This is a genomic window from Cohnella baijiui, assembly GCF_020731285.1.
In the GTDB taxonomy this organism is placed as follows: Bacteria; Bacillota; Bacilli; order Paenibacillales; family Paenibacillaceae; genus Cohnella.
The window spans coordinates 1-22,102 of sequence record NZ_JAJFOW010000065.1; the positions used below are offsets into that span (position 1 = coordinate 1).

Annotated in this window: 18 protein-coding genes; 5 read left to right on the top strand and 13 right to left on the bottom strand. The window is 60.9% G+C overall.

The window, feature by feature from the left end:
• Positions 1–198 precede the first annotated feature (198 nt).
• Positions 199–1,542, bottom strand: a complete 1,344-nt coding sequence (locus LKX83_RS30590) for a DUF3900 domain-containing protein (RefSeq protein ID WP_227886842.1) — start codon at positions 1,540–1,542, stop codon at positions 199–201.
• A gap of 87 nt (positions 1,543–1,629) precedes the next feature.
• Complete coding sequence (locus LKX83_RS30595; protein ID WP_227886844.1) at positions 1,630–2,592, bottom strand: helix-turn-helix transcriptional regulator; 963 nt, start codon at positions 2,590–2,592, stop codon at positions 1,630–1,632.
• Between the two features lie 136 nt (positions 2,593–2,728).
• On the opposite strand from LKX83_RS30595, the gene LKX83_RS30600 reads away from it, so the two are divergent.
• On the top strand, positions 2,729–4,456 hold the full coding sequence (locus LKX83_RS30600) for a permease (RefSeq protein WP_227886846.1): 1,728 nt from the start codon (positions 2,729–2,731) through the stop codon (positions 4,454–4,456).
• A 135-nt stretch (positions 4,457–4,591) separates the two neighbouring features.
• On the opposite strand, the gene LKX83_RS30605 is transcribed toward LKX83_RS30600, so the two are convergent.
• Complete coding sequence (locus tag LKX83_RS30605) at positions 4,592–5,008, bottom strand: RidA family protein (RefSeq protein ID WP_227886848.1); 417 nt, start codon at positions 5,006–5,008, stop codon at positions 4,592–4,594.
• A gap of 207 nt (positions 5,009–5,215) precedes the next feature.
• On the opposite strand from LKX83_RS30605, the gene LKX83_RS30610 reads away from it, so the two are divergent.
• Positions 5,216–6,118 (top strand): phosphatidylinositol-specific phospholipase C/glycerophosphodiester phosphodiesterase family protein, encoded by a 903-nt coding sequence (locus LKX83_RS30610; protein ID WP_227886850.1) that lies wholly within the window; start codon positions 5,216–5,218, stop codon positions 6,116–6,118.
• 818 nt (positions 6,119–6,936) lie between these two features.
• On the opposite strand, the gene LKX83_RS30615 is transcribed toward LKX83_RS30610, so the two are convergent.
• From LKX83_RS30615 to LKX83_RS30645, 7 genes are all read right to left on the bottom strand, one after another.
• On the bottom strand, positions 6,937–7,563 hold the full coding sequence (locus LKX83_RS30615; RefSeq protein ID WP_227886852.1) for an NAD(P)-dependent oxidoreductase: 627 nt from the start codon (positions 7,561–7,563) through the stop codon (positions 6,937–6,939).
• 569 nt (positions 7,564–8,132) lie between these two features.
• Positions 8,133–9,437: a 6-phospho-beta-glucosidase gene (locus tag LKX83_RS30620; protein WP_227886853.1), complete on the bottom strand. Its 1,305-nt coding sequence runs from the start codon at positions 9,435–9,437 to the stop codon at positions 8,133–8,135.
• A gap of 34 nt (positions 9,438–9,471) precedes the next feature.
• On the bottom strand, positions 9,472–10,458 hold the full coding sequence (locus LKX83_RS30625) for an N-acetylglucosamine kinase (protein ID WP_227886855.1): 987 nt from the start codon (positions 10,456–10,458) through the stop codon (positions 9,472–9,474).
• Positions 10,459–10,482: 24 nt separating this feature from the next.
• Positions 10,483–11,493, bottom strand: coding sequence for a LacI family DNA-binding transcriptional regulator (locus LKX83_RS30630; protein ID WP_227886858.1), 1,011 nt, complete (start codon positions 11,491–11,493; stop codon positions 10,483–10,485).
• A gap of 122 nt (positions 11,494–11,615) precedes the next feature.
• On the bottom strand, positions 11,616–12,965 hold the full coding sequence (locus LKX83_RS30635) for an ABC transporter substrate-binding protein (protein WP_227886860.1): 1,350 nt from the start codon (positions 12,963–12,965) through the stop codon (positions 11,616–11,618).
• A gap of 40 nt (positions 12,966–13,005) precedes the next feature.
• Positions 13,006–13,893 carry a carbohydrate ABC transporter permease gene (locus LKX83_RS30640; protein ID WP_227886862.1) on the bottom strand — a complete coding sequence of 296 codons (888 nt, stop codon included), beginning with the start codon at positions 13,891–13,893 and terminating at the stop codon, positions 13,006–13,008.
• Positions 13,890–14,783 (bottom strand): carbohydrate ABC transporter permease, encoded by an 894-nt coding sequence (locus LKX83_RS30645; protein ID WP_227886864.1) that lies wholly within the window; start codon positions 14,781–14,783, stop codon positions 13,890–13,892. Before LKX83_RS30645 ends, LKX83_RS30640 begins: the two co-directional genes overlap by 4 nt.
• A 304-nt stretch (positions 14,784–15,087) precedes the next feature.
• Between LKX83_RS30645 and LKX83_RS30650 the strand changes: the two genes are divergently transcribed.
• The gene (locus LKX83_RS30650; protein WP_227886866.1) at positions 15,088–17,385 is read left to right on the top strand and encodes a PAS domain S-box protein; all 2,298 of its coding nucleotides are present in this window, start codon (positions 15,088–15,090) and stop codon (positions 17,383–17,385) included.
• Positions 17,386–17,648: 263 nt separating this feature from the next.
• On the opposite strand, the gene LKX83_RS30655 is transcribed toward LKX83_RS30650, so the two are convergent.
• The gene (locus LKX83_RS30655; protein ID WP_227886868.1) at positions 17,649–18,098 is read right to left on the bottom strand and encodes a threonine/serine exporter family protein; all 450 of its coding nucleotides are present in this window, start codon (positions 18,096–18,098) and stop codon (positions 17,649–17,651) included.
• Positions 18,099–18,112: 14 nt separating this feature from the next.
• On the bottom strand, positions 18,113–18,886 hold the full coding sequence (locus tag LKX83_RS30660) for a threonine/serine exporter family protein (protein WP_370639158.1): 774 nt from the start codon (positions 18,884–18,886) through the stop codon (positions 18,113–18,115).
• Between the two features lie 70 nt (positions 18,887–18,956).
• On the opposite strand from LKX83_RS30660, the gene LKX83_RS30665 reads away from it, so the two are divergent.
• Both LKX83_RS30665 and LKX83_RS30670 read left to right on the top strand, forming a co-directional pair.
• Positions 18,957–20,003 carry an asparaginase gene (locus LKX83_RS30665; protein ID WP_227886870.1) on the top strand — a complete coding sequence of 349 codons (1,047 nt, stop codon included), beginning with the start codon at positions 18,957–18,959 and terminating at the stop codon, positions 20,001–20,003.
• Between the two features lie 725 nt (positions 20,004–20,728).
• Positions 20,729–21,382: a hypothetical protein gene (locus LKX83_RS30670; RefSeq protein ID WP_227886872.1), complete on the top strand. Its 654-nt coding sequence runs from the start codon at positions 20,729–20,731 to the stop codon at positions 21,380–21,382.
• 153 nt (positions 21,383–21,535) lie between these two features.
• Here LKX83_RS30670 and LKX83_RS30675 read toward each other — a convergent pair.
• On the bottom strand, positions 21,536–22,102 hold a 567-nt coding region (locus tag LKX83_RS30675), incomplete at its 5' end, for an HNH endonuclease (RefSeq protein ID WP_227886874.1).

Below are 22,102 nucleotides of genomic sequence, written 5' to 3' on the forward strand. Positions count from 1 at the left end.
AATAACGTCTCTCAGAACCGTTAAAATTTTTAAATGCAACTCTATCCAGTAATAAACGCTACGGCAACCAATAAAATGAAATCGCACACCCATCGCACCCACCGCACCTTATTCACAACCCTTACAAGTCGGCTAAAAAGCGATATCGCTGTTTTTGCCTTCACTTTATAACCGCATTACTCCTTGCCTTGCCCCCGCTCAGTGCCCAGCGGTGCGATGGCGCAGGCGCGCGAGCACTTGCTCGATGTCCTCGGGGTGCAGCAGTTCGATCGGGGACATCCCCTTCTCGAACTGGAATGCGTCTCCCTCGATCAGGACGACGTAGCGACCGTTCATCCGGGCGAAATGGACGCGGTCGCCGTAGTCCGACATTTTGCCGCGGACGGCGACGTCGTCGATCTTGAACTTCAGATCGAGGTCCGGCTGATGCTCCATCAGACGCATCGTCGCCTCCATAACGTCCTCGTGCGTCCATTTCTCCTGAAGCTGGCGCTTGTCGCCGGCCGCCCACACCTCGAGCTGCCGAACCTCCTGCGCGTAACCGGGATGGCCGCCGCTGTACGGGCTGTACCCGTTGCCTCCGCCCGCGCCCGAACCGTTCTCCCGGGCCGGACGCGCCGTTTCGTAGGCCGGCGGCTCGCCTTCCTCGTCGTCGTAGACGTCGTAAGCCGACTGCAGCCGCGCGGGGACGTCTCCATAGCCGCCCGCCGCGCCCGCGCCTTCTTCGCCGTATCCCGCCTCGTCATACGCGCCCCCGTCGGCGCCGGGGACGCCCATCCCCTGCGGAGCCGGCGCGGCCGCCAGGACGGCGCCCGCATTCGGCTCCTGCCATTTGCGCTCCATGTATTCCTGCACGAGCCCGATGACCTGGTCGTTCAAAATCTCGGGCTTGGATTTCTCGTAGGTTACGTACTTGAGGAAGTCTTCGAAATACCGCGCATGCGAAGCCTGGTGAATCTTGAGCTCCCAGGGCTCGAGCATGCCTTCCTCCGGCATGTGCGGATACAGGATGGACTTGATGTTGCGGGCGCTGATCGCCATGTCGACCTTGGATATCAGGCTTTTCTCGTCCGATATGCGCGCGATCTTCGATTCGAAGTCGCACTTCAGCACGAAGACGAAAGGATCGTCGAACAGCTCGTTGATTTTGGCGAGCGCGACGATGAACGCTCCGCCCCGTACCGCGCTCGTGTCCATATAAGCCCGCAGCAGATCGTCGCAGGCGTAGTGGAACTGCTCCTTCGTCCCCGCCGCGCGGAGGCGCTGGAACAGATTGTAGTTCGGATTGCTCTCGAGCTCCTGTCCCGGCTCCACGAGAAATCGTCCGATCTTCGTCGGCGCGTTCTCCGAGTCCGCGTGCACGTCGGCCTTGCGCTTGCCGATCCGGGCGAACTCCCCGTCGAGGAACGACTTAAGTTCGCTGTCCTCATAGTCGTAGTGGTCCATCGTCTTGTAGTGCTTGTACCGTCTCGTCGTGTCTTTCTCCTGCCCGCCTTCGGTCTGGATCACGAAGAAGGACAAATGTTGAATGGCAAATTTCATCGCGCGCTCCTGCTCCCCGTTGGATTCGTCTCGTTTACCGTCACTACCGAGTGTACCGATAGGCCGCTCGGCTTGTCAAAGCGCGAATCAACCTTTCCGATGGAAAATCATCCGGTACGCCCGAGGCGTCAGCCCCTCGAACTTGCGAAAGCACGAGGTGAAATACGCCGCCTGCTGAAACCCGGTCTCGCGCGCCACGCGGTGAACCGGCAGGTCGGTCTGCAGCAGCAGCCGCTTGGCCTGCTCCAGCCGGTAGCGCAGCAGGTACTCCATCGGAGAGCAGCCGAACCGCTGCCGCATGCAGCGCGCGACGTATACCGGGTGGAAGCTGAGCGCCTGGCCGATCTCCGCCGCCGTCACCGGCTCCCGGTAGTTCAGCCGCAGAAACGAGGCCGCGCGGTCCGCCACCTCCTCGCCCGGCTTCGGCCGCTGCGCCTCGAGCGACTCCGCGAGCAGGCCGAGCACATCCTGGAAGATCCGCTGCTGCTTCCACCGGACCGCATCCAGATGCGAGACTGACTCCAGCGCGGTCAGCTGCCGGAGCGCTTCGTACATATGGGCCGGCTCGGCCAGCCGGGTAAACTGCGGCAGCCGGATGCCGAACGACGTCATCCGGAACGTGGGTGCGGACGCGGCTTCTCCGTCGGCCGTCGGCCTTTCCGCCCTCCGATCTTCCTGCTCCGCCCGCGCGTCCGGTTGCGCTTCCTCTCCGCGAGCAAGCCGTTCGGCGCGCACGACATCCGCTTCGCCGCCCGTTTCCGCGCGCCATTCGCCCGCCGTGTGAAAGTGCAGCCAGTACGACGCCGTCGTCTCGCGCGTCCCCGCCGTCGGGTAGTGGTGCAGATCCGGCCGGAGGATGAGCGCATGCCCTTCGGCCACCTCGTAGCGACGGTCCTCCTCGCCCACGTACAGACATCCCTGCTTGACGACGATCAGGTCGAACTCCCCGACGGCCGTCCGCTCGGGATGCTTGCGGCCGGCGCCAGCGAGGCTGTACCCGCAATGGATGAAGTGCGGCAGCGGCAGCGCGTCGAATTGCAGCACGGACATCGGCCCGCCTCCTTCAACTCCGTTATCGCAGTCCCGTTCAAGTTGCAATTTTGATAGTTTTGGTTGAAAGCGCATAACTTCCTTCCCAGTATAGCACCTATAATCAGTCGTAAATAGACCGGATGGAGGGAAGCGCATGACGAAGAACGCGATGGGGTACGAACAGTTCAAGCTGGCGATTTACTGTACGGCCGGTTGTCTGGACAAGGGCTTCGAGGAGATCGCCAAGGACGTGGACTTTTTCCAGCGCCATCTGAAGCTGTCGAAAGTATACGTGGAGAACCATCGGGGAGACAAGAGCCTGAGCCGGGAGCGGCTGCGGGAGCTGAAGGCGTTTTTCGAGGGGCGCGGCATCGAGGTTGCTGGCGGCATTACGCCAACGTTGGGCGCTTCCTACCGGCCCGGTTTCGAGCGGCTGTTCGGAGGCATCTGCTATACCGACGAAGCTTCGAGAGTGAAATTCCGCGAAGCGGTCGAGAATGCGGCCGCCGTGTTCGACGAGGTCATTTTCGACGACTTTTTCTTCACGAACTGCGGCTGCGACGACTGCCTCGCGCGCAAGGGCGAGCGCAGCTGGGAGGAATTCCGCCTGGAGCTGATGACGGACGTCTCGGAAAATCTCATCCGGAAGCCGGCCCGCGCCGTCAATCCGAATTCGCGCATGATCATCAAATATCCGAACTGGAACGAAGCCTATCAAGCCTCGGGCTACAACACGGAGACGCAGCCCAATCTGTTCGACGGCCTCTACACCGGTACGGAGACGCGCGACCCGGCAATCAGCCAGCAGCATATTCCGCGTTACGCATCGTACTCGCTGTTGCGCTGGATGGACAACCTCGCCCCTGGACGCAACGGCGGCGGCTGGTTCGACAACCTCGACTGCACGTACGTCGACTATTATCTGGAGCAGGCCTACCTGACCGTCTTCGGGCGGGCCAAGGAGCTGACGCTGTTCTGCTACTCGCTGCTTCGCGACAGCTATTACATCCCGGCGCTGGGCTTCCGGCTGGACAAGTTGGACCGTCTGGCCGGCGAGCTGGGCGGCCCGCGCGGCATAACCGTCTACGAGCCGCACCACGCGAAGGGAGAGGACCATCTGTACGACTACCTCGGCATGCTCGGCATTCCGATGGAGCCGACGCCGCATTTTCCGGCCGATCCCGCGGATCCGCTGCTGATCACGCAGAACGCGACCCGGGATCCCGATATTCTCGCGAAAATGAAAGATTTTCTTCGTGCGGGCGGTCACATCGTCATGACGTCCGGCTTTGTGGAGCGGATGACGGGCCGCGGCGTCGAGGACTTCACCACGATGCGTCCGACCGGCAAGCGGATGAGCGTGCAGCAGTTCGCGCTGAACACGAACAGCTGCACCTTCGACGAGTTTACGCTGTCCGAAGCGCCGCTGTCTTATCCGATCTTCGACTACAGCACCAACGGCACCTGGCAATCGATCGTCGCGCTTAGCGGGCACAACAACATTCCGATTCTCATGTACGACAACTACGGCAAAGGCAAAATCCACACGCTCGTCATTCCCGACCATTACGCGGAGCTGTGGAAGCTGCCGGAGTCCGTCGTTACCGCGCTGCGCGCGCTGTTCACGCCGCGAACGCTGGGCTATCGGATCGAGGGGCCTGCGAGCGCCGGATGGTTCGCTTATGACAACGACGTCTTCGTGCTGGAAAATTTCGCGCCCCGACCGCAAAAATGGCGCATCTGCCTGCCGCGCGGCCGCGAGCTGACCGGCCTCACGGTCGCCGCCCGTGCGACGAAGCTGGCCGACCGCGAGCGGGACGGCGACGCCGTGTACGAAGTACGGCTGCAGCCCTCGACGTATGCTGCCTTTCGTTTGCGGTGATGCGAAGTCCATGACTGATGATGGTTCATGAAACAGCACCAAAGTTTTCGCGCTCGAAGGGCCTTCCTATCGCATTGCTGCCGCGGGAAGGCCCTTCGAGCGCATTTCATAGGGTCATCAGTGTCGGATACCCATTTAGTCCTTATCTTCAACGACTGCTATTCCGTCGATCTCGAGAAGACAAGAGGGACGCGCGAATTCCGAAACAAACAGAACGGTGACCAAAGGCGGTCGCTCCAATACCCCCGCCATCTCTTGGAATGCTTTGTAACCGATTCGCGGATCGCTTCCGCTAACCAAATAGATATTGAGTTTAACCAGATCGGCGAAACTTGCATTTTCGGAAGCCAGAATCGTGGCAATATTTTGCAGCGCCTGCTTGGTCTGCAATTCCAAATCGCCGGCCCCGACCAGTTCGCCCGCCGAATTAACCGCGTTCTGTCCGCCAATATATATGGTTTTAGCCTTTCCGCTTACGGTGATCGCTTGCGTAAATGCTTTTGATACGAATAAACCCTCCGGATTGATATGCTCCACTTTGAAAGACGACATTGATTTTCCTCCTTCGGCATTCTTGTTTTCTATTTGGATGATAAGCCATTCCCACTGACAGACGCTGTCAGCGAAGCTAGATTCTACGAATGTTTTCCATATGCGCAGCCCGGGTTCGGACTGCTTGTTGGTCGTTTGGCGGGAAGCGGCCGCCGGGTAAGGGAGAAGGAAATCGTCTCTTATCCTTTCGGCAAAGGAGGCAGTCCCATGTCCTCTCTTCTTTGGCTGCTCGGCCTGGCGATCTCGGCCTCTGTCGTCGGTTCGGCTTCGCCTGCGCACGCCCCGCCCGCTTGGACGGACGAGCGACTCGTCGCCCACGCGCTCGGGGGCATCGACGGTTACGACTATACGAATGCCTATGAGGCTTTTACCGCCAACTACGCTCGGGGCTTCCGCCTGTTCGAGGCGGACCTCCTGCTCACCTCGGATGGCGCGCTCGTCGCCCGGCACGAGTGGGGCGCTTTTTTCAACCGGAAGCTGGAGCAAAACGCGCCTGACGTTCCGGATCCTGCGAAGGACGACGCGCCGCTCTCGCTTCGTGCGTTTAAGTCGCTGCCGATTCACGGCGCCTATCGTCCGATGGACCTGGACGATCTGCTCGCGCTGCTGAAGAAGCATCCGGACGCATACTTGATCACCGATACCAAATCAACCGATCCGGCCGTCGTCGCCCGGCAATTCGGCATGATCGCGGAGAAAGGCGGAGAAGTCGGGAAAGAGGTGCTCGCGCGCATCATCCCGCAGCTCTACGACCTCGAGATGTATGCGCAGGTCGAGGCGATCTACCCGTTTCCGAGCTACATCCTCACGCTGTACGCCTCGCAGCTGTCGGACGACGAGGTGGTCGAGTATGTCCGGCGCCACCCCAAAATCGGCGCCGTCACGATGCCGGGAGAGCGCGCTTCGTCCGCTTTCGTGGAGCGGCTCGGGCAGGCCGGCGCCCGCGTCTACGCGCATACCATCAATGACGCCTTCGCCTGCGAGCGCTATCGGCAGCTCGGCGTGAACGGTGTCTACACCGATTTTCTCGACCCGTCGTCGCTTCGCGAGGAGCCGCCGCTGCGGGCGCAACTGGACCGGATCACGACGGCGGCGCTCGGCCTTGGTTAAAAAAACTTCCTTTTTCCCCCGAGGCGTTTCGAGGCGGGGCCGCAGGTTTAAAGACAGAGTGACCCAGGTTCAGGCATCGCGCAGTCGCCTTGCCGTCCGCAGCCGCGGATACGTCTCCTGTATCTCACCATAGACGCCGCCCCTGCAAGCTGGCAGGCTCCGGCCCGACATCCGACGGCGTCCCTCCCGGCTCCGGGCAAGGCGTTGGCGCATAAGGACGGCGCTTAGGCGCCCCGCGGTTTTGGCTCTATCACTTTCCCCGACGCGGCGTCGGGACTATCTTTTTTCGCCCGGGAAAAGACTAACCCCCTTGACCGACGGTCAAGGGGGTGGGAGCGGTGTGAACGCAAACGTGGTCGTCGATCAAATCGACGATCTCAGCTCAAAAGCGGCGAAGCGGTGGGAGTTAATCGATAAAATCGACTATCTCAGCTTCAAAAGCTACTAAGCGACGGGAGTTAATCGATAAAATCGATTATCTCAGCCCAAAAGCCGCGAAACGACGGGAGATCGTCGATAAAATCGATTATCTCGGCTTCAAAAGCTGCTAAGCGACGGGAGTTAATCGATAAAATCGATTATCTCGGCTTCAAAAGCTGCTAAGCGACGGGAGTTAATCGATAAAATCGATTATCTCGGCTTCAAGGCGGCGAAACGCCGGGAGGTAATCGATAAAATCGATTATCTCAGCTTCAAAAGCGGCGAAGCGACGGGAGATCGTCGATAAAATCGATTATCTCGACTTCATAAGCGGCGAGCAGCCGGGGGAAGCCGCCTTGCGCGCGCCGCCCCCCCCCCCCCCTCCCGCCATCGACCGCTCAGCCCTCCGAAACGACGGTGAAACGCTCGCCGATGTGCTTCGGCTGCTCGATTTCGTCGAGGACGGCAATGGCATAGTCTTCGTAGCTCACGTAGCTGCGGCCCTGCGAGTTGACGAGCAGATGGTCCTGTCCGCTCTGATAGGCGCCCGTCCGCTGACCCAGCGCAAACTCCGCGGACGGGCTGACGAACGTCCATTTGAGACCGGCGGTGCCTTGCAGCATGCGGAGGTTCTCGCCTTGGGCGTTGGCCAGCGGCTTGATGAAGTCCGGGAAATCCGGTGTGTCGACGACGCGCACCTTTTTGTCCGGACCGACGAACAGGCTGCCCGCCCCTCCGACCACGATGAGGCGCGTGTCCGAGCCCTGCAGCGCTTCGGTCAGCCGGTTGCCGAGCTCGACGTGCAGCGAGACGTTGTCGAGGCTGCCGAAGGCGTTCACGACGACGTCGAACGGCGTCAGGTCCGCGTCCGTCAGCGCCAGCGCGTCTTTCTCCAATACTGGAACATTTTCCGTCAGTTTGGAGGCGTTGCGCACGATCGCCGTCACGTCGTGGCCGCGAATCAGCGCCTCCTTCAAGATGTTGCGTCCCGCTTTGCCTGTTGCGCCGATAATGCCGATTTTCATAAATGCTTCCTCCCAGTACGTTTTTCGATTCTTTCTCTATTCTGTAACTATTTTAGTTACACTAAATCCAAAAGTCAACCGTTCGGCGAGCAGCCGTACTTGGAACGTTGCGCCCTTCGAGTCAAAGTGATACATAGCGGGAGCCGACCTGCTGCATACCCAGTAGGGGGCTGTCACCGCATACGAATAGGGAACAAAATGATCCCTATTCCCCCGCACTCCGGCCACTCCGCCGAAATAGGTAACAAAATGTTCCTTATTCCCCCGCATCTCCCTCACTCCGCCGAAATAGGTAACGAAATGTTCCTTATTTCACCGCACCCCCGCTACTCCGTCGAAATAGGTAACAAAATGTTCCTTATTCCCCCGCACTCCGCCACTCCGCCGAAATAGGTAACAAAATGTTCCTTATTCCCCCGCACTCCCGCCACTCCGCCGAAATAGGTAACAAAATGTTCCCTATTCCCCCGCCCCACTGCCACCACCCTCCCGCGCATCCCGCCCCAACCAAAAAGCCCCGACCGCGCAAGGCGATCGGGGACTGCATATGCTCGGCTATAATATCCGCCCTACGCCCGGAAAAAGGCGGGCAGATACGGCCTATTCTTCTCCAGCATGTCGGCGAGCAGCCGCTTGGCGACGCCGACCGAGGGAACGAGCGGGTGCGCGGCCATCGCTTGCAGGGCGAGGTCGCGGTCGCCCTCGACCGCCGCGCGGATGGCGAGCCGCTCGTACGTTTTCACCGCGTGGATCAGCCCCTTGGCCTGCTCCGGCACTTTGGTGACCGGGAGCGGCAGCGGGCCCTGGCCGGTGACGACGCAGTTCACTTCGATGCAGGCATCCGCCGGCAAAAAGTCGAGCGTTCCGCCGTTCGGCACGTTCAGCGTCTGGATATCGCGCTTGTCGCCGTGCAGCGACTCCATCAGGTTAACGGCCGCCTCGGAGTAGTAGGCGCCGCCGCGCTTCTCCAGCTGCTTCGGCTTCTCCTTCAGATCCGGGTCCTTGTACAGCTCGAACAGCTCGTCTTCGACCTTCTTGACGACTTCCGCGCGCGTGCCCCCCGCCTTCAACGATTCCAGCTGCTCCTGCAGCATCGCGTCCGTCATGTAGAAATACTTCAAATAATAAGAGGGCAGTCCCCCGAACGAGCGCAGGAAATCGGCATCCCATTCGGTGGCGGGCACGTTTTTGCCGGAATACTCCTCGCGTTTGTCCAGCAGCTCCGGCAGCTTGTCGTCGCCGTTCACCTCCACGCGGGTCACCCAGTGCAAGTGGTTCAGCCCGACGAACTCCGTGTAGATATGCGAAGCCGGCGTCTCGTATTTGTCGCTCAGCCACTTTTGCAGCCCGATCGGCGCGTTGCAGAGCCCAATGCTGCGGACCTTCGTATAACGGCGGATCGCTTCGGTCACCATGCCCGCGGGATTGGTGAAGTTGAGCAGCCAGGCGTTCGGCGCGAGCTCCTCGATGTCGCGGCAAATGTCGAGCAGCACCGGAATCGTGCGCAGCGCCTTCATCATGCCGCCCGGCCCGGTCGTCTCCTGTCCGATGACGCCGTACTGGTTCGGGATGTGTTCATCCCACTTCCGCGCCTCCAGCAAGCCAACGCGCATCTGCGTGGAAACGAAGTCCGCCCCCTCGATCGCGCGACGTCGGTCGAGCGTCAGATGCACCTCGATCGGCAGCCCCGACCGGGCGACCATGCGCTTCGTCAAGGCGCCGACGATCTCGAGCTTCCGGCGTCCCGCCTCGATATCGACGAGCCACAGTTCCCTTACCGGCAGTTGGTCGTATTTTTGAATGAAGCCTTCGACGATCTCCGGCGTGTAGGAGGAGCCGCCGCCGATGACGGCAATCTTCAATCCGCTTGCCATGGTCAGTCACTTCCTGTCTATAGAATAAAAAGGGTCAGCGCGAAACCGCCAGCGACTGAAAGTCCGATATGCCGCGCAAACGCTCGTATACGTCCGGAGGCAGCGGCGAGCCGTCCGCCTCGAATGCCATCCAGAGCGCGCCGACGACCGGTTCCACCTCCAGCTTCACGACGGAGGCGCCCGGCGCGACGGACGCCACGGCTTGGCGGATCTCGGCGTGGACGAAGTCGCCCTTGCCCCGGGTTACGATGCTGCCCGCCAGCACGACGTCGAACGTCTCCGCCTCCATACCGAGCCGGCGAATGACGGCGACGGCGGACTTGCCGAGCTCCTGGCCCTGGAAGCGCAAAATGTCCTGCGCGACGGCGTCGCCCCGGACCGCCGCTTCGAACACGAGCTTCGCGTGACGAAGCGGCGGCGACTTGCCGTTGTCCAGGTAGTCGTCGAACATCTCCTGCACCGTCGCGTAACCGAGATCCGCCAGGAGCAATTCCGTAAGCAGCGTCGGGCGCTCCCGGCCGTCCCAGGATCGGATGACGGAGCGGAACGCCTCGACGACGATCGTGCCGCCTCCGCCGAAATCTCCGAACAGATAGGTGAAGCCGCCGCACTGGTAGAACGCGCCTTCGCGATTGCGCCCCGCGCTGTTCGTGCCGCTGCCGCAGATGAGAACGACCCCGTACGGCCGGCTCGTACCCGCCCGCATGGCGATCATCGTGTCGCAGTTGATGTCGTGGTTCGGGAAGCCCAGCTCCGCGATCATCGGCCGAAGAATGCGGTAATCCGGCTCCCGATCCGCGCCGGCCAAGCCGAAATAGGCATAGGTGATCCGGTCCGGCGTGAGCCCCGCATCGTCCAGCGCCATCTCGACGGATTCGGCGATACTGCGCCGCGCGGTTTCGTAGCCGAGCTGGTGGTTGCCGTTGCCGCCCTCCCCTTTGCCCACGACGTTGCCGCGCTCGTCGGCGATGAGCGTATACGTCTTGCTCCCGCCGGCGTCTACGCCCAAGTAATAGTTCATCGTATCCACTCCCAAGCCTGATCTCTATCCCTGATGCCGGGCGCTCGCCGGCGGCGCGGTCGACTCGCGGACGACCAGCTCCGGCTCGAGCTGGAGCGTCACGCTGCGCATGGGCGCCCCGCCGATCCAGCCGAGCAGAAGCTCCACGCCCTCCCGCGCGATCTTCTCGGCCGGCTGGCGCACGGTCGTAAGCTGCGGGCGGAACGCCGACGCGAGGATCTGGTCGTCAAAGCCGATCACCGAGACATCGCCCGGAACCCGGATGCCCGCGTTCTTGAAAGCGTCCATGACGCCGAGCGCGATGTAGTCGTCGGACGCGAAGACGGCCGTCGGCAGCCGCCCCGAGTCGATCCACCGGGAGGCGATCTCGTAGCCCGAAGGAATCTCGTACTCGCCCCGCTCGACGGCGAAAGGCTCGAGCCCCGCTTCGGACAGCGCTTGCCGGAAGCCGCGTTCTCGCTCCCGGCTGCTGAGGTACACCTCCGCGCCGGTAATATGCGCGATCTCCGCATGTCCCAGCTCGATCAAATGCCTGGTCGCGTCGTAGCCGCCCTTGAAGTTGTCGACGATGACGGAGGGGGCCGAAGGACCGGGCTGCTGATTGTCGAGCATGACGAACGGAATTTTCTTTTTCTTGAGCTCGAGCACGTACTCGTCCTCGCGGATCGGGGACAGCAGCACGACGCCGTCCACCCGGTCCTCCTGGAACATCATCCGGTGGAACGTCTCGTCGAAGCCGGTTGACACCGAGAGCGCGAGGAAGTAGCCGTGTTCGGCCAAACGGTCGTTGATTTCCTTGACGATCGCGTCGAGAAAGGAGTCGTGGAGCGTCGACAGCGTCAGGCCGATGATGCCGGTCCTGCCCCGCGCCAGGCTGCGCGCCGCCGCATTCGGCTGGTAGTCCAGCTCCTTCATCGCCTGCAGCACCTTGTCCCGGTTTTTCGGGCGCACCGAGGCGGAGTTGTTCAGCACGCGCGACACGGTGACAACCGACAAACCCGACTTTTTGGCGACGTCAAAAATGCTTACTTTCATGGGATAGCGCTCCTGCCGTTTCGTTATTTTCCTTGGATACGATTACCGTATCACAGCCAAGATGCGCTGACAAAGGCATATCGGCGGAGGCGACGGCAAGCCGTCCCTCCGCCTTTGCGGCGCTATTTTGATTGACGGAAGCGTTCAAGCAGCTTGGTCAGCTTCTCCTGGATCGTCGGCAGCACTTCTTCCGGTTTCTTGTCTCCGTTTTCCACCGGGCCGAGCTCGTTGATGAACAGCTCGTTGATCTGCGAGTAGTTGTCGATCAGATGGTTATACGATTCAAAGCCGTACTTGTAGGCGCCGTCGTACACCTGCTTGATCTGCGCCGGTTCGATGCCTTCGAAGCTGCCGTAATACTTCTCGGCCGCCTTCTGGTTGACCGGCGGATTGCCGCCCGACAGCTCGATGGACTTCTCCTGCACCTCGGTCGTAATGAGGTACTTGATCCACTCCAGCGCCTCCTTCGGATGCTTGGAGTCCTTCAGAATGAAGAGCGGGTCGACGTACAGCACGCTGCGCACGTTCGGGTTCGGGCCTTGCGGCACCGCCGCGACGCCGACCTTGAAGTTGAATTCGCTCGACGCCGCGAGGCTCCACGAACCGACGACCGACATCCCGATCTTGCCGGAGAGGAACGGATCGCCGAACTGGCCGGACACCGACTTGCTGAACGCGGGCGTGGGCGCCACCTTCTGATCGTGGATCAGCCCGTATATTTTCTTGTAGGCGTCGATAACGGCCGGCTGATCGAGATTAACCTTCGAAGGCTTGCCGCCGTTCGTCCAGGTATCCTCCGAGTAGACGTCCGCGCCGAAATACTGCACGCGCTGATCCCGTTCGCCCCAACCGAAGTCGACGCCGTACTGCGCTTCGGCCAGGTTGTTGGAGTGGACGGTCATCTTCTTCGCGTAGTCGACCATTTTGTCGAAGGTCCAGCTTTTGTCCTCGTAATCCGTAGGCGGATAGGTGAGGCCGGCCTTGTCGAACAGGTCCTTGTTGTACAGCATGACGGTCACGTAGCTGTTCAGCGGAATGCCGTACGTCTTGCCGTCCACCTTGTAGATGTCCATGACGTTCTCGGGAATGTTGTAGTCGCCGGCGCTGAAGCCGTCGTCCTGGAGCAGCTGCGTGAGGTCCATCAGCATGCCTTTGTTGTAGTACTCCATGAAGCCGCCGTAGCCCCAGTGGGACGTGACGTCGGGCGCCTTTTTGCCGGCGATGGCGGACTGCAGCTTGGAGTCGAACTGCTCGTAGGGCGCCTTGGTCACTTTGATCTTGATGTTCGGATGCTTCGCTTCGAAATCCGGAATCAGTTTCTCGACGAAGGTGCGGTCGGGCGAGTCGATCGTATAGTGCGTGATCGTCACCGTTTTGCTGCCGCCGTCTCCGCTGCCGCTCGAACAGGCCGTTCCCGCTACGACGGTCACGAGGGCGAATCCCGTGGCCGCGGTCAACCATTTCTTGTTCATAACCCCATCCTCCTGATCTTTTGATCGATCTATGTGGTTTTTACTTGATGCCGGTTAGGACAATCCCTTCGACGAACCGCCGCTGGGCGACCGCGAACAGGGTGATGATCGGCAGCGAGGAGAGCAGCGCGGCCGCCATCAGCAGGTTCCAAGGCGCGAGCCGAAACTTCGACGACATCATCGCGGCCATGCCGATCGGGAGCGTGAAGTTTTCCTGCGAATCGAGATAAAGCACGGGGGTCAACAGGTCGTTCCAGCTCCAGATGAAGGTGAAGATCGAAACCGTTGCGAGCGCGGGACCCGCCAGCGGCAGCGTCAGGTTCCAGAACAGCCGGAACTCGTTGCTCCCGTCGATGCGTCCGGCGTCATACAGCTCGTTCGGCATCGTGGAGAAAAACTGCTTGAGCAGAAAAATGATATACGCCGATCCGAAGAAGTTCGGCAGAATGAGCGGCAGGAGCGAGTCGTGCAGCCCGATATTCGTGAACAGCAGAAACTGCGGAATCATGATCGCCGGGTACGGCAGCATCATCGTGCTCAGCATGAGCAGGAACAGCAGGCCGCTCCCCCGGGCCCGGTACCGGGCGAAGCCGAAGGCGACGAGCGACGAGGAGATGACCGTGCCGAGGACGGAGAAGACGGCCACGATCAGGCTGTTGGCGTACTGCTGCCCGAACTTGATGTCGCTGTTCGTGAACAGCTCCTTGAAGTTCGACCAGGCGAACGTCTCCGGGATGAAGGTCGGCGGGAATGCGAGCATTTCCTTGGTCGTCTTGAGCGACGTCGACACCATGAACCACAGCGGCGCCAGCATGGCGACCGTCACGGCCAGCAGCACGACGAATCCGATCAGGGGGCCGGCTGCCGGCATTTTGCGTCTTCGGCTCGTCGTCCGGGGCTCCCGGACTTGGGCGGCGGCGGTATTCATCGGCTCTGTCCCCCTTCGTAGTACACGTAGCGGTTCGAAGTTTTCATGATGACGTAGGTGACGATCATGACGGCCACGAGCAGAATCCAAGCCATGGCGGAAGCGTAGCCGTAGCGGAAGTTTTTAAAGGCGTTGATGTAGATATTGTAGACGTAGAACCAGGTGGAGTAGCTGGGACCGCCTTGGGTGATGGTGTAGGCCTGCGTGAATACTTGAAACGAGTCGATGATGCCGATGATGAGCTGAAAAAGAAACACGGGCGAGATCATCGGGAAGGTGACGTTGCGGAACGTCTTCCACCTGCCCGCTCCGTCCAGCTTGGCGGCTTCGAGCAGATGCTGGGGCACGCCCTGCAAGCCGGCCAGGAAGATCAGCATGCCCGCCCCCATTCCCCAGAACGACATGATGATGAGCGCCCAGATCGCGTACCTCGCGTCCAGCAGCCACGGAATCGGATCGACGCCGAACCAGGACAGCACCAGATTGAACAGCCCGGCCTGGGGATTGAACACCCAAAACCAGAGGAGCGACATCGCGACGCCGGAGATCATGCTCGGAAAGTAGATCGCGGTCCGGAAGAAGCCCTGGAACGGCACCTTCTGGTTGATGAGCATGGCGAACGCCAGGGAAAGCAGCAGTGTCAGCGGCACGCTGATGAGCGTGTACTTGAGCGTCGCCCGGATCGAGGTCCAGAACAGCTCGTCGCGGAACAGCTCCCGGAAGTTGTCGAGTCCGATCCAGACCGGCGCGTGCACGACGTCGTAGTCCGTGAAGCTGTAATACAGAGACGCCAGAATCGGGAACAGCGCGAGCACGACGAACCCGATCAGCCATGGAGAGATGAACCAATAGAACGCCCGGGTCTCCCTGTCAATCCGCTTCCGTCTCATTTTTCGAAGCTCCTCTCGGCACTAAAGTTAAATCGCTTTAACTTTTAAGAGAAAAAGAAAGGCGTTCGCGAGAACGACTGACTAAGTTCTTGATAGCGTTATCATAAACGCATGGCAAAGCAATTGCAACAGAAAAGTTTAAGTGCTTTAATTTTTGTGTGAAATGCATCATGTCTCGCCCTTTTCGGCTTGGGAGATTTCCATAAAAATCTGTCGAAGACGCCACCCGGCCCAACAGGAATCTCACGAAAAATGTCAAATTCATAAGGAACAGCCAGATCGTCTTTATAGGAGGCACTCCCCCTTGTCCATCAAGGCCAAATTATCCTTTTTCATCTCCATATTAGTTGCCATCATCCTCCTCCTGAATCTATCGATCGCCTACTTCTCTACCAAGTCGGGACTGGAACAGCAAGCCATGCAGCAAACCGAGATCATCGCCAAGCAGGTCGGCACCTCGGTGTATTCGACGTGGCGGGCGAAGATGTACATGGAGGAACAGATCGGAGCCAAGCTGCGGGCCGTCGCCATCGCCGCCAAGGACTTTCTCGACCCCGATATCGATAAAGTGACCAACGAGCAGCTGGTCGCGCTCAGCCGCAAGCTGCAGGTGGACGGGATCACGTTGTGGCAAAAGGTCGATGGCGATATCGTCGTCCAAAAGTCCTCCGAACCGAAGGAGATCGGCCTCGGCTCCAAAGGGATGGACTACTGGTATACCGCCTTCCAGCAGCTGTTCGCGCTGAAGCCGGTCACGATCCCTCAGGGCCAAAAGCTGCCGAACTTCTGGACCGGTCCGATCAATTTCTCCACCTCCGATCCTTCCAAAATCAACAAGTGGGGCAGCTACTACGACGGCACCACCAACTACATGATCAATCCGTTCGTGCACGTCGAGGAGTACATGGACTTCGAAAAGTCGATCGGCACCGATCGCATCATCTCCCAACTGCTCAAGGACAATCCCGATATCCTCGAGATCGTCGGCTTCGACCCCGATTTCTTCGGCAACAATCCGATCATCAAAATCAAGCAGGGCAAGCCGGTCTACAACCTGGACGTGCGCGACATCAAGTTCGGGCACTACCTCTATCGGGACATCCCGGCCGACAAAGCGCTCATCGATCGGGCGATCGCCGCGGGAAGCATCATCACCGAGCCGGCCGACCGCGGCGGCAAGCGGCTGCTCAAGAGCTTCATTCCGATCGATGCGGACAAGACGTACGTCATCGGCGTCAGCTTCAACCGCGACGCCATCCGCGGAACGCTCATGCACCAGCTGATCCTCCACAGCATCATCGGCCTCTGCTTGCTCGTTGCGACCGTTTTCGCCAGCTATTTCCTCGCGGGCTTCCTCATTCGGCCGCTCCGCCAGATTTTGCGCAAGGTCAACGACGTCGCCGCGGGACGATTCGGTACGAGCCTGCCGATCCGCAGTAATGACGAGTTGGGCATCCTCGCCACGCACGTGAACGAGATGTCGAGCAGCCTCCACTCGTACACGGACCGGCTGAAGGACGCGGCGGAGGAGCTGCGCAGCACCAAGCAGTACCTCGAGTCGTTCGTCAACCAAACGTCGGACGCCATCCACGTCGCCGACCTCGAAGGCCGCTTGATGCAGGTGAACAACGCGTTCGAAAAAATGTACGGCTGGCGCACGGAGGAGATCATCGGCCGGCGGCTGAACAACATCCCGGAAGCGGATCGGCAAGCGTTCGACCGGCTGCTGCGGACGATCAAGGAAGGCGGCGCGGTGGCCGACTACGAGACGGTGCGCTACCGTAAAGACGGTACGCCCATCGACGTAAGCATGACGATCTCCACCATCCGCAATGAGGAGGGCGCGATCGTCGCCGTCGCGACCATCACCCGCAACATCACGTCGCGGAAGCAGACCGAAGAAGTGCTGCGGCGCTCGGAGAAGCTGTCCATGGTCGGCCAGCTCGCCGCCGGTGTCGCGCACGAAATCCGCAACCCGCTTACGACGCTGCGCGGCTTCGTGCAGCTGCAAAGACAGACGGGCCGCTCCTCGGCGCAGCAGCTCGAGGTGATGCTGTCGGAGCTTGACCGCATCAACCTCATCGTGAGCGAGTTTCTTGTCTTTTCGAAGCCGCAGGCGGTGCACTTCCAGCTCGTGGACGTCGAGCGGATCATGCGGGAGACGATCTCGCTGCTCGACTCCCACGCCGCCTTGAGCAACGTGCACATTGAACTGGCCGCCGAAAAAGGTCTTCCGGAGCTCGACTGCGAGCCGAACCAGCTGAAGCAGGTGTTCCTGAACGTGCTGAAGAACGGCATGGAAGCCATGCCGGAGGGCGGACGGCTCCGGATCGACATCGGCAGTGAGCCGATACGGGGCGGCGTTGTCATTCGCATCTGCGACGAAGGCTGCGGCATCCCCGAGCAGGAGCTCGGCCGTCTGGGCGAGCCGTTCTATACGAGTAAGGAAGCCGGCTTCGGCCTCGGACTGATGGTCACCCAGCAAATCTTGGCCAATCACAAGGGCACGATCCGCTTCGAGAGCGAAGTCGGGCGGGGAACCTGCGTGGAAATCCGCTTGCCCGCCCGAGTCGACGGCGAGCAGCCGCCGCACTCGGCTTAGTCGGCGGGGGCGAAGGTAGATCGCTATGGTGGGGCTTGGCGGGCGGGACGCCAAGCGCGAATGTGGGTAGTTTAATTACGCTCTTTTGCTCGATTGGTCCGCCAAGCGCTGATGTAGGTAGTTTAATTACGCTCTTTCGCTCAATTGGTCCGTCAAGCGCGGATGTGGGTAGTTTAATTACGCTCTTTCGCTCAATTGGTCCGTCAAGCGCGGATGTAGGTAGTTTAATTACGCTCTTTTGCGAATTGCGGCAGCCGCGCTACCTATGCCGCACTGCCGTGCCGCGCACGCTTCGCGATTTGCAGGACCACCTCGGAAAAGACGAGTCCGATCGCGATGGCGCCGGAGAGCATGAAGGCTTTGGCGCCCAGCTGCACCGCGGCCTCGTAGTCGTTCTGCACGATTTTGCGCATGGCGTCGTAGGCCAAGCCGCCCGGCACGAGCGGGATGATGCCGGACACGATGAAGACGGTGACCGGCACTTTGAAGCGGATCGCCATTCCGTGGGCGAGCAGCGCCACGAGGAAGGCGGACGCCCACGTTGCGATCGCCGCATCCACGGATTGGCCCAGAAGCCCGAAGTTCAACAGCCAGCCGGCCGTGCCGACGAGCCCGCACTGGACAAGCGTGCGGCGCGGCACCTGAAATAGCACGCCGAACGCAGCCGTGCCGATAAAGCTGGCGAGCAATTGCTCGAGATATCGAATCGCCATGGGGCGCTCCTTTCCTAATCGAGACTCAGCACGAGTGCGACGCCCGCGCCGATGGCGAAAGCCGCCAGGAGCGCTTCCGCGCCTTTCGACATGCCGGATACGAGATGCCCCGCCATCAGATCCCGGACCGCGTTCGTGATGAGCAGGCCCGGAACGAGCGGCATGACCGATCCGATCATGATCAGATCCAGGTCCCTGCCGAAGCCGCCGCGTACGGCCAGGTAGGAGATCAGGCCGACGACGAAGGACGCCAGCAGCTCCGCGAAAAACTTGATCGAGAGCATCCGCCCCGCGGCGGCGCCTGCATAATAGCCCGTCCCCCCGGCCACCATGGCCGCGGGCACGTCGGCCAGCCGGCCTTGGAACATGAGCAGGAAGCATCCGCTTGCGATCGCCGCGGCCGCCACCTGCCAGACGAGGGGATAGACGGGCTTGGCTCTGCCCGCCGCCGCGAGCTGCCCGTACGCCTCCGTCACCGTCAGCTCGCCCTGGCTGATGCGGCGGGAGATCTCGTTCACGAGGGCGACTTTGCTGAGGTCGGTGGAGCGCTGCGAGATCCGCACGAGCTGGGCGGCCGACGCCGGCCCCTCGATCCCGAAGAGAATGCCGGTCGGCGTAACGAAGCTCTGGGCGTTCGGAATGCCGAAGGATGCCGCGATCCTCGTCATCGTGTCCTCCACCCGGTAGGTCTCTCCTCCGTTCTCCAGCATGATTTTGCCGGCGAGCAGGCACACTTGTATGACCGCTCCGCTCATCTCCGTCGAATGCTCCACCGCTTGTCCCTCCATTTGGCGAAAAAGCTCTTGTCTAGTAGTATGGGGTTATACGCAAGCGGATGCAAACGGAGGGAAACGTCTTTTGAACAAGATTTTAGTCGTATTTACCGGTGGCACGATCGGCAGCCGCAAAGGCGATCGGGGGATCGACGTCGACGCGGCCGGCTCTTATTTTTTGATCGAGCAGTATGCCGGCTCTGCCGGCAAGCGGGAGGTCGCCTTCGAAGCGATCCAGCCGTACAACCTTTTGAGCGAGAACTTGATCCCAGAGGACTGGGCGCAGTTGACGGCGGAGATTCGCGCGGCGAGCCCCGAATCGTACGCCGGCGTCATCGTGACGCACGGCTCCGACACGCTGGCCTACAGCTCCGCCATGCTTTCGTACCTCCTCTGCGATACGCGGGTGCCCGTCGTGATTACCGCCAGCAACTACCCGCTGGACGACGCCCGCAGCAACGGGCTGCGCAACTTCGCCGCCTCGGTGGACTTCCTGCTCGACCGGCCGCTTCCCGGCATTTTCACGCTGTTCGGCAACGATCGCGGAGAGTCGGTCGTCTTCCTCGGCACGCGCATCACGCAGGCCTTGCCGTTCACCGACCAATTCGACTGCACGTACGACGCGCCTTTCGGATGGATGAAGGACGGCCGCTTCGTCTGGAACGAACATCCGCTCAATCCGTCCCCGGACACGCTCCTCGCACGGGTGCCGGCTCCGGCGCCCTGGGCCGCCGGTGACGAAATGCCGCAGGTGCTGTATATCAAGCCGTACCCGGGCATCGACTACCGCGTCTTCGACTTCTCGAGCCGCGCGCCGCGCGCCGTGCTGCATGACCTGTACCACTCCGGCACCGCGTGCACGCGAGAGGCGGAAGGCCGATCTCTCGCGCGCTTCATCGCCGACAGCCGGGCCCACGGCGTGGACGTATTCCTCGTACCGACGCGCGATCCTGGCGGGGACGTCTATGCCTCCTCTTCCAGCTTGACCCAAGCGGGCGGCATCCCGATCGAAGGCATGTCCGCCGATGCGGCGCTCATGAAGCTCATGCTCGCCTGCGCCAACTTCGCGGACACGGCGGACATCGTCCGCTTCATGCGGACTTCACTGTTCTATGAGGATCACCGGACGTAAGGGAGAATTGGGGGATTCCCGTCTTCGAAAGCGAGCGTTTCGTGAGGCGGTAGCTCCCTAGTGTGAAAGTTGTGCGGTTTTTCCGAGTAACTCAGCCGGTCGGGGTAACTTTGCGGGGGAATTGTGCGGTTTTTCCGAGTAACTCAACCGGTCGGAGTAACTTTGCGGGGGAATTGTGCGGTTTTTCCGAGTAACTCTGCCGGTCGGGGTAACTTTGCGGGGGAATTGTGCGGTTTTTCCGAGTAACTCTGCCGGTCGAGGTAACTTTGCGGGGGAGTTGTGCGGTTTTTCCGAGTAACTCAGCCGGTTGGAGTAACTTTGCGGGGGAATTGTGCGGTTTTTCCTAGTAACTCTGCCGGTCGAGGTAACTTTGCGGGGGAGTTGTGCGGTTTTTCCGAGTAACTCAACCGGTCGGAGTAACTTTGCGGGGGAATTGTGCGGTTTTTCCGAGTAACTCTGCCGGTCGAGGTAACTTTGCGGGGGAATTGTGCGGTTTTTCCGAGCAACTCAGCCGGTCGGGGTAACTTTGCAGGGGAGTTGTGCGGTTTTTCCGAGTAACTCAGCCGGTCGGAGTAACTTTGCGGGGGAGTTGTGCGGTTTTTCCGAGTCGTAAAGCATCCTACACTCTTCTCCAACAATTGGTTCTTGGAAAGAGGGCCGGCGACGAAACATTTGCCCCCGCGAAACCGTCTTACAAGTATAATCCCAGAGCCCAGGTGATCCCTATGAGACTCAAGACGTTCGCCTTCCTCATCGGCACGATGACGCTGGCGGGTTCGCTCCTGCTCGGCGCCATGAACCCGCAATTCGCCCTGATCTCCGCCGTTCAGTCGGCTCACTCTCCGGATCCGGCCCGTCCGGCTGCACCTTCCGATACGAGCCTGCATCCGCAGCAGCCTCCCGCCGAGTCTGTCAGTTACGCCGACGGCCAGGCTTCGTTGAAGCAACTCGTCGACGCCTCAAGCCTGATCGTAACCGGCACGGTCATCGCACAGGCCAGTCGTCAGGACGGGCGAGCCGTCATCTCCACCGTCGAGGTGCGGGATCGTCTCAAGGGGACCTCGATCTTTCATATCCGGGTCATTCAGCCCGGACAGCTAGGCGATCCGGCTCTGCTGCAGTCTGGCGAATCCTATGCACTCTGTCTGAATCCGCAGCTAGATGCGTCTTCGGATACGTATTACATTGTCGGAGGCGGCATCCAAGGCATGTTCCTGCGGAACGGCCACCTGCTGCGCAATAGCGATGCCGCGATGGCGGCGGACCTGCAGGCGCTTTCGGACCAAACCCAGCTTTCGAACATCGACGCGCTCGAGGCGCTCATCGCGGGACGCCTGCTGGAGCCTAACGACGCCGCCCCGAAGCGTTCTGCGGTTTGACCGCTTATCGGGCGGCACGCTGCTGAGGAACCACTTACTCTTGCACGTCATCGCCCGCCGCCCGATCGATCCATGAGAACATTAGCCCATCTGCTCATGAAAAAGGACCTTGCCGCATTTGATGGCAAGGTCCTTTGACTTTGAACCGTCGCGTCAGCCCTCCTGAATAGACGTCGTCGGGACGCGCTCCGGGATGCCGGCGCTCATGAATTCGTCCAGGTCCCGGTTGGCCTTCGTCTGATTGCACAGATGGCAGGCGCAGACGCAATTGTCTGGCGTCGTATGCCCGCCCTTGGAACGCGGGAGCAGATGGTCGATCGTGTCGCCGTACTCTCCGCAAAAGTAGCAGGTGTACCGGTCGCGCGTCAGAATCATGCTGCGGAAATCCTTGTTGCTGTACAATCTCCGGATCGTATGGCGGTTGACGACGATGGCGGCGCGTTCCCGAACGAGCGTCACGGCCATCTCCAGGTCGATCTCCTGGTACCACTGGCGCCCCTTGTCGGTGCGTCCGCGCATGCGGATAAAGCCCTCCCGCGTCGGTCGCAGCGCTCCAAAATCGTGCGGATCGATGTGCCGGGCCACGGCATGGGACGGCGACTGCGCTGCCTGCAAGCCCGCTTGCGTCCGGTCCGGCTGGCGCGGCGCGCCCCGCTTGGATGCGCGGGCCGGGGCCGGCGCGGGGGCGGCGGCCCGATCCGGCGCGCGCATCGGGGCGCG

Excerpts from the sequence above, each read along its gene's own strand:
- LKX83_RS30590 (WP_227886842.1), bottom strand. The coding sequence starts at position 1,542 with ATGAAATTTGCCATTCAACATTTGTCCTTCTTCGTGATCCAGACCGAA.
- LKX83_RS30595 (WP_227886844.1), bottom strand. The coding sequence starts at position 2,592 with ATGTCCGTGCTGCAATTCGACGCGCTGCCGCTGCCGCACTTCATCCAT.
- LKX83_RS30600 (WP_227886846.1), top strand. The coding sequence starts at position 2,729 with ATGACGAAGAACGCGATGGGGTACGAACAGTTCAAGCTGGCGATTTAC.
- LKX83_RS30605 (WP_227886848.1), bottom strand. The coding sequence starts at position 5,008 with ATGTCGTCTTTCAAAGTGGAGCATATCAATCCGGAGGGTTTATTCGTA.
- LKX83_RS30610 (WP_227886850.1), top strand. The coding sequence starts at position 5,216 with ATGTCCTCTCTTCTTTGGCTGCTCGGCCTGGCGATCTCGGCCTCTGTC.
- LKX83_RS30615 (WP_227886852.1), bottom strand. The coding sequence starts at position 7,563 with ATGAAAATCGGCATTATCGGCGCAACAGGCAAAGCGGGACGCAACATC.
- LKX83_RS30620 (WP_227886853.1), bottom strand. The coding sequence starts at position 9,437 with ATGGCAAGCGGATTGAAGATTGCCGTCATCGGCGGCGGCTCCTCCTAC.
- LKX83_RS30625 (WP_227886855.1), bottom strand. The coding sequence starts at position 10,458 with ATGAACTATTACTTGGGCGTAGACGCCGGCGGGAGCAAGACGTATACG.
- LKX83_RS30630 (WP_227886858.1), bottom strand. The coding sequence starts at position 11,493 with ATGAAAGTAAGCATTTTTGACGTCGCCAAAAAGTCGGGTTTGTCGGTT.
- LKX83_RS30635 (WP_227886860.1), bottom strand. The coding sequence starts at position 12,965 with ATGAACAAGAAATGGTTGACCGCGGCCACGGGATTCGCCCTCGTGACC.
- LKX83_RS30640 (WP_227886862.1), bottom strand. The coding sequence starts at position 13,893 with ATGAATACCGCCGCCGCCCAAGTCCGGGAGCCCCGGACGACGAGCCGA.
- LKX83_RS30645 (WP_227886864.1), bottom strand. The coding sequence starts at position 14,783 with ATGAGACGGAAGCGGATTGACAGGGAGACCCGGGCGTTCTATTGGTTC.
- LKX83_RS30655 (WP_227886868.1), bottom strand. The coding sequence starts at position 18,098 with ATGGCGATTCGATATCTCGAGCAATTGCTCGCCAGCTTTATCGGCACG.
- LKX83_RS30660 (WP_370639158.1), bottom strand. The coding sequence starts at position 18,886 with ATGGAGGGACAAGCGGTGGAGCATTCGACGGAGATGAGCGGAGCGGTC.
- LKX83_RS30670 (WP_227886872.1), top strand. The coding sequence starts at position 20,729 with ATGAGACTCAAGACGTTCGCCTTCCTCATCGGCACGATGACGCTGGCG.